Annotated in this window: 8 protein-coding genes and 2 pseudogenes; 6 read left to right on the forward strand and 4 right to left on the reverse strand. The window is 64.3% G+C overall.

The window, feature by feature from the left end:
- Both DW754_RS11010 and DW754_RS10570 read left to right on the forward strand, forming a co-directional pair.
- Positions 1-1,201: pseudogene (locus DW754_RS11010) on the forward strand (hypothetical protein); the annotation flags it as partial.
- Positions 1,182-1,658, forward strand: a complete 477-nt coding sequence (locus DW754_RS10570) for a hypothetical protein (RefSeq protein WP_117759869.1) — start codon at positions 1,182-1,184, stop codon at positions 1,656-1,658. The pseudogene DW754_RS11010 and the gene DW754_RS10570, both read left to right, overlap by 20 nt.
- Positions 1,659-1,721: 63 nt before the next feature.
- Here DW754_RS10570 and DW754_RS10575 read toward each other — a convergent pair whose 3' ends face one another.
- Both DW754_RS10575 and DW754_RS10580 read right to left on the reverse strand, forming a co-directional pair.
- Positions 1,722-2,048, reverse strand: a complete 327-nt coding sequence (locus tag DW754_RS10575; RefSeq protein WP_117736964.1) for a hypothetical protein — start codon at positions 2,046-2,048, stop codon at positions 1,722-1,724.
- Complete coding sequence (locus DW754_RS10580; protein ID WP_117759867.1) at positions 2,045-2,368, reverse strand: hypothetical protein; 324 nt, start codon at positions 2,366-2,368, stop codon at positions 2,045-2,047. Before DW754_RS10580 ends, DW754_RS10575 begins: the two co-directional genes overlap by 4 nt.
- 162 nt (positions 2,369-2,530) lie before the next feature.
- Here DW754_RS10580 and DW754_RS10585 point away from each other — a divergent pair, with 162 nt between their 5' ends.
- The 3 genes from DW754_RS10585 to DW754_RS10595 all read left to right on the forward strand — a co-directional run bounded on the left by DW754_RS10585 (position 2,531) and on the right by DW754_RS10595 (position 5,130).
- Positions 2,531-4,126, forward strand: a complete 1,596-nt coding sequence (locus DW754_RS10585; protein ID WP_158567517.1) for a MobA/MobL family protein — start codon at positions 2,531-2,533, stop codon at positions 4,124-4,126.
- Positions 4,127-4,388: 262 nt separating this feature from the next.
- Entirely contained in the window at positions 4,389-4,571 is a 183-nt protein-coding gene (locus DW754_RS10590) for a hypothetical protein (protein WP_117759877.1), read from the forward strand.
- Entirely contained in the window at positions 4,564-5,130 is a 567-nt protein-coding gene (locus tag DW754_RS10595; protein WP_117759875.1) for a hypothetical protein, read from the forward strand. Before DW754_RS10590 ends, DW754_RS10595 begins: the two co-directional genes overlap by 8 nt.
- Before the next feature lie 52 nt (positions 5,131-5,182).
- Here the strand turns inward: DW754_RS10595 and DW754_RS10600 are convergent, their stop codons facing one another.
- Positions 5,183-5,413: a type II toxin-antitoxin system RelE/ParE family toxin gene (locus tag DW754_RS10600; protein WP_233508942.1), complete on the reverse strand. Its 231-nt coding sequence runs from the start codon at positions 5,411-5,413 to the stop codon at positions 5,183-5,185.
- Positions 5,414-5,438: 25 nt separating this feature from the next.
- Positions 5,439-5,675, reverse strand: coding sequence for an antitoxin (locus tag DW754_RS10605; RefSeq protein ID WP_117759879.1), 237 nt, complete (start codon positions 5,673-5,675; stop codon positions 5,439-5,441).
- 180 nt (positions 5,676-5,855) lie between these two features.
- Between DW754_RS10605 and DW754_RS10610 the strand changes: the two are divergent.
- Positions 5,856-6,513 (forward strand): annotated as a pseudogene (locus DW754_RS10610) (hypothetical protein); the annotation flags it as partial.

The raw sequence follows: 6,513 nt of genomic DNA on the forward strand, positions 1-6,513 counted from the left end.
CCAGCCGATCCCGCTGATTCCGCGCATCGTGCCGTTCGTGCAGGAGATCAAGGCGATGCTCACGGACTACATCTGGCGCGATACCGTCTCGACGCTCGAGGACGTCCAGCACCAGGGCATCTACCAGCCCTTCAGGATGCCCGGCACGCCTACGAAGCTCAATGGCAAGGCCGCTGGGTCGAAAATCAAGGATAAGTACGAGGCCGTGGCGTTCGTCCACAACGGCGAGGACGGGAAACCCTGGCGATGCAGCCTCGACTACCTGCTGGGATACGCCGGGGTTCGCGGCGGCAAGGACCGCGCCGAGCTCATCGAGCTCATGCGCACCGCCGGGCGTACGCCCATCGAGCGCGCCAAGAAGCTCTGGCCGGAGTGGTACCAGACGCGCATCGTCGAGGGCAAGGCCCCCGGCCGCTGGACCTGCAAGCGCGACCTGTACGACTGGTGGCTCGGCGAGGTCAAGACGAAGGCCACCGACCACCACCGCTACTGGTGCTTGAACGTGCTCGCGGCGTACGCAAAGAAGTGCGGTATCCCGTACGAGGAGCTCGAGGCCGATGCGCTCGCGCTCGTGCCGACTCTCGAGGACCTGACCGAGCGCGAGGACAACCACTTCACCGAGGAACACGCGCTCGCGGCCATCGAGGCGTACTACGACCCCATCATCCACAAGCTCACCCGCGACCGCATAGAGCGGCGCACCGCCATCGAGCTGCCGAAAAACAAGAGGAACGGGCGATCTCAGGCGAAGCACCTTGAGGGCGCGCGGGCCATTCGAGACATCAACAATGACAACTGGCGCGAGGGCAATGGACGAAAGCCAAAGGCCGACCTCGTCCGCGAATACGCCGCGGCGCACCCCGACGCCAGCCACAGCGCCATCGCCCGAGAGCTGGGCATATCGCGCACGACCGTCATCAAATGGCTGCACGATGCGCCGGAGGAAGTTGCCGAGACGGAAAGGCCGAATGGTTCGTGCGACTCAGCGATGGTTGAATTCAGGGACGCCATCCGCACCTGTTTCGAGTTCGCTGCCGTCGACGGAACCTTGGTGCTCCCCATAGAAAGAGCTCCATCTGAACGGGAAAAACGGGAACGGGAAACGGTAAAATCATCGGGAACCACCGGGAAAATCCCCGATAGTTCCCGGGAAAAGTTCCCGATTGACGATAGGTTGACCAATGGGCATAACGAAGCGTGAAATAGCGTCTGAGCTGGGAGTTTCCAAGCGAACAATAGCTAACTACATCGGGAAACTGGGACTGGGAAACCACGTTTCCCGAAACGGGAACACCGATTTCCTCGATGACTTCGCCGCGGCGGCTATCGCCGATGCGCTGAAGAACCCCGAGAAACCGTCCCGCCAGCCAGCGGCCGCGGCGCCCGTCCCGGACTCCCTGGCCGACTCCCTGGCCGCCCAACTGGAAATCGAGCGGTCCCGCAACGCCGAGCTGATGGAGGCCCTTGCGGCCGAGCGCGACCGCGCCGCCCGCGCCGAGGCCGAGGCCAAGGCACAGCTCGCCGAAGCCAACGCCAGGGTCGCGGAGCTCGCCGGAAAGCTCGCATCGCTCGCCGAACGCCAGCAGGCGATCGCCGCGACGCCGTGGTGGCGTCGCGGCCGCATGGCCATGAAGCTGCTCGGCCCAGGGGGAGAATAGCGGGAGCCCCGCGGCCCCTTCGATGGGCCGCGGGGCTCTTCGGTTTTCATCGCGGCGGCAGGGTCAGAACGGGTACACGAGCTTGCCGTCGATCTCGACCTCGGCCACGCCGCAGTACTGGTTGGCGCGATCCCAGAACTCATCCAGGCTGCCGCCGGGGCCGACCGCCGCGGCGGGCGGCAGGCGCAGCACCTCGCGGCTGAAGCCTCTTTCGGTGCGGGGCTTGGTCCCGTCATCACCGCCGCCCCTGTCGAACTCGAGGCGGCTCCAGAGCACCGCCGCCGAGCCGTCGGCGGTGAGCTCGAGGACGTCCTTGCTCAGCGCCGCCGATCCGTCGGCGCGGGTGTAGTAGCTCTCGACCTTGTTTTTAAAAGTGATGGTGACGTTCATTTCTGATCCCCCAGCAGCCTGCCGACGGCCTCGGCGATTTGGCTGCCGCGGGTGAACGGCGTGCCGTCCGTGTACCGCAGCTGTTCGGTCAGCGCGACGGACAGGGCGCGGCGGCTTTCCTCGGTGTCGAAGGTCATGCCAGCGGTCTGCTCGAGGATCGCGCCGACCTCGACCAAGCGGTGCGTGCGGGCCTTCCGCTCGGCCGCGGCCTTCTTCTTCTCGAGGTCCCTCAGCTCCTTCTTCAGCGCGGCGGCGCGAGCTGCCTGCTTGTCGGCCGCGGCCCTCTTCCGTGCAATCTGCTCGTCGATGGATGCCGTCATAAATGACCGCCCTTCCTTGCTCGTTGGCGTTTTGTCTTTGCAGCAAAATATACCCATACTCACGGTAAAATTTCGCGAGCTGGGTATATCACTACCAGAGGTAGTGCGCACTTGGCAGTACTTTTGCCGCGATGCGTCAAAAGTCCTGCACTGCGTGCGGTCTTGGCAGACGGCCCTACGCCCGACCCCGAAGCCGTTCGCCTGAGACGGCTCACGTCTACGGGGTCGGGCTGCGCGGTCGCTGCGCTCCCTTGCGCTCAGCGCCGCGGGCACCGTTCGCCGACCGCGGCTCACGGCACTCCGCGCCGCTGCGCGGGGCGCATCTGCGCCCCTTGCCTGAAAGGAACTCGCATGGCCATCTTCCATCTGAACTACCGCGGCTGCTCGCCCGCCACCGGGGCGGGCGCGGTCAGGAAGGCCGCGTACCAGTCGGGCCAGGCGCTTGTGGAAGAGCAGTCGGGGCAGCTCTGCGACTATGCCAGGAAGGAACGCGTCGTCGAGGAGGGTCTGTCTCTGCCCGGTGGCGTGCTGCCCATCGGGCGCGGCGAGCTCTGGAACGAGGCCGAGCGGGCATGGGCCGAGGGCGGCGGCGGCAACGAGCTCGTCGCGCTGCGCTATGAGTTTGCGTTGCCGATCGAGCTCGATGCCGCCGGCCGCCGCGCCTGCGTGCGCGACTTCTGCGGGATGTTCCCCGCGAAGGCGTGCGACTGGGCGATACATGATGACGGCCGCGGCGGGAACCCCCACGCTCACGTCCTCGTATCCGCGCTCGACATTAGCGCTCAGGGCTTCATCCAGAGGACCAAGGCCGAGAAGGGGCAGTGCTGGTACCTGTGCCAGGATGCACATGGGCAGCAGGCACCCATCCGCGCAACCGATTGGAAGGCAGCCAAGGCAGATGGCTGGGAGAAGATATATAACTTCAAGGATGGCCGCCGCCTGACAATGAAGCAGGCGAAGGCCGAGGGCCTGGGTACGAAGGACCGCACGAGTAAGAGGCCAGTGCAGATGCACCGTATCTCGGGTCAGGCCGCGCGCGACGTCGGTAGCGCCGAACTCACGGCCGTCCGCGCGGCCTGGGCAGAGATCGCCAACAGGCACCTCGCGGCACACGCCGCCGCAACGGGAACCACGGCGCAGGTTATCGACCATCGCAGCAATAAAGATAGAGGGCTGGATGAGCAGCCGACCGTGCATGAGGGCGGCACCGGGCTAATCGGGCACGCCGATCGCGTCAAGCTGAATAAAGAGATACGCGACCGCAACGCCCGCCTGCGGGTCCTTCGCGCAGAGCTGCAGCAGGAGGGCGCCGCCCTCGAGCAGCTGCAACGGGAGGTCGCGGAGCTCGAGCGTCAGCGCGGCCGCATCGAGAAGGCCAAGCGCGGTCGCGCCCAGGGCAGGCACAGGGGCGCGCTGGCCAAGCGCCGCCGCGTGGCCATGGCCACCGCCGCCGCGGCCGCCGATGCCCAGCGCCGCGTGGCCATGGCCGCCGCGGATCAGGTCGATACCCGCGCGGAGATGATCGCTCAGCTTGACGAGCAAATTGCCGCACTTGACCTCAAGATGCGCCACCTGCAGCGCGGCGGCACGGCGCTCATGATGTCCAGCAACCTGATCAAGGCGACCGAGCTCGCCGCGGACCGCATGAGGCTCGCCGACGAGCGGGCGCGTCTCGCGGGCGAGGACACCTCGCCGCGCAAGCCCGAACCGCCGCGGCCCGGGCAGAACCGCCCCCGCGGCCACAAGCCCAAGCACTAGCCGCCGGACGGTAGCTTCAGCTACCTTGGCGGCTGCTTTGGCCACGGCCGACCGCGGCGGCATCCCGATCGTTCGCGGCTGCCGCCGCTGGTGCGGAAAAAATATTTTGAAGCCCTCGCGCGACTATATATCGCGTGCATGTGCGCTCGCGCGATGGCACGTCTGACCTGCGATAACTAGACTTTTTCGGACTTTTTCTGAGCCCTACGATTAGGCTGCGCCACAGGACGTGGCGCAGGGTTCAAAAGGCAAGGAGGTTGTCATGGTCAGGGTTCGTCTTGAGGGCCTGCCCGACGAGGTTCAGCGCATCGCCGACGCGATGCAGGCGGCGGGGTGCGTGTTGGAGCGTTCCCGTGAGTACCCGAACCGCGCCGAGAGCAGGTATGTCCGCGTGTATCTCGACTGCGATCTGCCTGAAGGGCTGGAGGTGAGCCGCCATGATTGAGGTCGACGGCGTCGAGCTGCGTACCGCGGCACAGTGGGAGAAGAAGCACCGCCATGTCAAGAAAGGCCAGCTCGGAAAGGGCGTGGAGCGCACTTGGCGCTCCCCGAACGGAAACACGACCGCGATGTTCTACAACATCGAGCAGACGCGCCCCTGGGCGAAAAAGGACGTCGAGTCCGTCAATCGCAAGCGCCGCACCGACGCCAAGGCGAAGCGCGAGGCCGAGGAGCGCGAGCGCATCGAGAGCGCCGCCCGCGCGGAACAGCATCGCAAAGACCTTCTCGATTGTTGGAGGGCTCACATCGACGAGGAAACCTTGCAGGAGGGCCGCCGCGACCACACGGCCTTCCAGTGGTGCGCGCTGGGGTTCGTACCCATCGCTGAGGCGCGGTGGCGGCTCACCCGGTATGGAGGCAATTCCGCATGGTATTACTGTCATGCCTGGGATGTGCGCTATGACCCCGACCGCGCCAAGATGCTGCTGGAGACGGGGCCGCGCGAGTACGACAGGCTGCCCGACGGTCGTCCGTACGACGGGCGTCCGTGGTGGCAAGCGTAAAAAAACGGGGAGGGTCAAAACCCTCCCCGTTGCGTCAGCAGTGTCGACCAGCCTACCTGCGAGTCCTGTAGACCCTGCTTCGGTGGTCAACATCGACAACAAGGATGACGAGAACATCGTCCTCGATATCGACAACTATCCGATAGTCGCCGACCCGATAGCGCCAGAGACCTGATTTGTTCTCGGTCAATCCCTTTCCCATGCTTCTCGGGTCTTCGAGCTGTGAAATCTCATGAAGTTTCGCCACGATCCTCTTGGCGATCTGCTTGTCCAGCTTCTTCATCGAACGCTGGACGTCCTTGTCGATCTCAATCCGCCAAGCCAAGGCTTTCCTCCAGCTCGTCGAGCGTCACGGTCTCAAGCCTGCCGGCCCTATAATCCTCGACCTTCTTCATTAAGCCGTACTCGTATTCAAGCCTGTCAATCTCGGCAGCGAGCGCTTCTGTCATGTAGAAAGTCTTCGTGCGTCCCGTTGATTTCGCCAAACGGTCGTACCTGATTGCCAAGTCCTCGGGCATCCTCAATGCCGCGGTAGCAGTTGCCACGGTGCACCTCCCAATCATCTGTATAACACGTTATACATTCTAGCACACCATTCGCCGTATAAGTGTAAAACACGTTATACAGATGGCCGCAGGGGTGTACAATAAATATATTGATAATATACGTCCTGTAAAGGCAGGGCCTTACCCCTCGGGGGCGGCTGGTATGTGGGGTGGTGTTCAGTGGCAGATCGTAGGAAGAAACCGGAGCATGATGACGCCTGGTGGGCAGCCCAGCGCCATGCCTACATCGAGAAGAATGACATCCTTCTGTCCGACTATCCGTCCTGGGAATGGGTCAGCCCGTACGACTTCTGGCGGACCATCTTCCCCGAGGGCTTTCTGCAGCCCCGCGGTGAGGAGGTCCCGTGGCACGAGCAGGGCGGCGGCCACCCCAACGGCATCGCAATCCAGATCACCAACAGGACCAAGACGGTCAAGACCAAGACGGGCCGCAAGCGCGACGTTCCCGTGGTTGAGCGGTTCACGTTGACCGACGACCTCGACGGCGTGATGGAGCGCGTTGTCGACTCGAATCGGAAGAACGAGTCCGTCTTCTGTGCGCCCGTGTCGTTTTTCGGCAAGAGCCGCGTCGCGGAGAACGCCCGGTTCCTGCACGCCTTCGCGATCGACCTCGACGGCGTCGGCGTGCAGGAATTGAAGAACATGCTGAAGCAGTTCCGCAACGGACGCGACCCGAAGTTCGCCGCGGACAAATGGGTGTCCCTTCCCCAGCCGACCTTCCTCGTGAACTCGGGCACGGGCTTCCACCTCTACTACGTCCTCGACCAGCCGATCCCGCTGATTCCGCGCATCGTGCCGTTCGTGCAGGAGATCAAGG

Origin of the sequence: Collinsella sp. AM29-10AC, assembly GCF_003469085.1 — a bacterium.
Lineage (GTDB): Bacteria > Actinomycetota > Coriobacteriia > Coriobacteriales > Coriobacteriaceae > Collinsella.